This is a genomic window from Thiohalocapsa sp., from assembly GCF_019695415.1.
Classification (GTDB): Bacteria; Pseudomonadota; Gammaproteobacteria; order Chromatiales; family Chromatiaceae; genus Thiohalocapsa.
On the sequence record NZ_JAIFKJ010000013.1, the window covers coordinates 1 to 1,953 of the forward strand.

At 65.7% G+C, this 1,953-nt stretch carries 1 protein-coding gene and 1 pseudogene; both read left to right on the forward strand.

What is annotated here, in order from left to right; all coding sequences use genetic code 11:
* A pseudogene (locus I6U14_RS00175) lies at positions 1-524 on the forward strand (hypothetical protein); the annotation flags it as partial.
* Positions 525-664: 140 nt separating this feature from the next.
* On the forward strand, positions 665-1,834 hold the full coding sequence (locus I6U14_RS00180) for a transposase (RefSeq protein WP_296895878.1): 1,170 nt from the start codon (positions 665-667) through the stop codon (positions 1,832-1,834).
* Positions 1,835-1,953: the final 119 nt, after the last annotated feature.

The following is a 1,953-nucleotide window of genomic DNA, read 5'->3' on the forward strand; positions in this document are numbered from 1 at the left end:
CAGTTCGGGGTGGCCTAAAAGGAGAGTGTGGCGAGGGTGCATGGGCTTGCGGTCGGATATGGGTGGGGGGGGGCGACCGGAGGCCGGGAAAGCACACCGAATACGCCTTCGAAGCCGCCCTCGAGCGCCACCGGACGACGGCGGGCGTCTACGTCAAAGGCGACCGTGACGGGTTCGATCCGCACCGGGCGGTCTTCCCGGCCGACGTGCTGGCGTTCATCAAGGCGACGCAGCCAGACGAGTGGGCGTACCTGGAGGGCATTCAGAAGGCCAAGGCCGAGCAGACGTTGCTCGACGATCTGTGCCGGGCGCTGGACTCGGAACACGAGGGCTGCCTTTCGGTGTTACGTCACGGGTTCAAGTGCTTCGGCAAGCTGTTTCACATGGCCTGCGTTTCCCCGGCAAGCGGGAAGAACCCGCAGACCAAGAAACGGTACGAGGCGAACCGTTTCCTCCAGGCGCGGTCCGAAACTCGCCTGAAATCTGCCTGGTTTTGTTGCCAAATGCTTCGAAACGTCCGGTAGTGACCGCGACTCTGGCGGTGGCGTAACCTCCTGGATGATGTCCCGTCCGCAGTTGGAAGTTGAGTAAAGGGTGATGGCTCCTGAGCTCGGATGTACGATCCGGGCTGGACTGTTTAACGGTTTTTCAAGGAGCCACCACCATGAACCAAGCGTACCAGATCGTGGGGACCGGGGACAGACTTTCCAGCGAACAACTGGCGACGATGTTGAGCCGGGAGGGCCAGTGGCTGTTGCCGCTGGTGGGGTTGATCGAGCAGGCCGAGTGTGCGGTCGACGAGGTGATCGACGTGATGGGTCGGGCGACGATCGAGGCGGTGCTGCAGCTCAGCGCCGAGCAGGTGGCCGGCCCGCGTCGGCAGGGCAAGGCCGATCCGGGTCGCGACGTGCAGTGGCACGGCAGCCAGGGCGGGCGGGTGACGCTGGCCGAACGTCAACAGAAGGTCCGCAAGCCGCGTCTGCGTCGCAAGGCCAAGGGCGATGATCCGGGTGGCGAAGTGCCGATCCCGGCTTACCAGGCGATGCGTGCCGGCGGCGAGCGGTTGAGCGATCGCATCCTCGAGATTCTCCTGCGGGGCGTGAGCACGCGCAGCTACGCCCACGTTCTGCCGGAGATGGCCGAGCAGGTCGGCGTGAGCAAGTCGGCGATCTCACGCGAGGCGATCGAAGCGGGCGAGCGGGAGCTCAAGGCGTTGGCCGAGCGGCGGTTCGATGATACGGACCTGCTGGTGATCTACATCGACGGCATGCGGTTCGGCGAGTACCACGTGATCGCGGCGGTGGGCGTGGATGCTTCCGGGGACAAGCACGTGCTGGGCCTGCGTGAGGGAGCGACGGAGAACGCGACAGTGGTCAAGGAACTGCTGGCCGACCTGGTCGAGCGTGGCGTGAAGCCGGCGGGCGTGGAAGGCGGTCGGCGTCGATTGTTCGTCATCGACGGCGCCAAGGCCTTGCGAGCGGCGATCGACGAAGTGTTCGGCAGCCACAACCCCGTCCAACGCTGCCGCAATCACAAACGTCGCAACGTACTGGGCCACCTGCCCAAGGATCAGCACGACCAGGCGCGGGCCACGATGTCGGCGGCGTGGAAGCTCGAGCCCAAGGAAGGCATGGCGAAGATCGAACAGTACGCCCAATGGCTGGAACGCGACTGGCCCTCGGCCGCCGGCAGCCTGCGGGAAGGCCTGGCCGAGACGTTCACGGTCAAGCGGTTGGGCCTGCCGGGGGCGTTGTGCCGCTGCCTGCACTCGACGCACCTGATCGATTCCTCGCCGTCGGGACTCCGTCAGCAGCCCCGCCGCGTAACGACCTGACAGAATTGCCAGCCAGCTTTGCGTTGGGCCCCACCGTCGTTCCAGGCCCCCGCGCAACCCTTCCCCCAGCACCTAGGCCCGCACACCACGTAGTAGCACCACACCACCCAGGACGACAA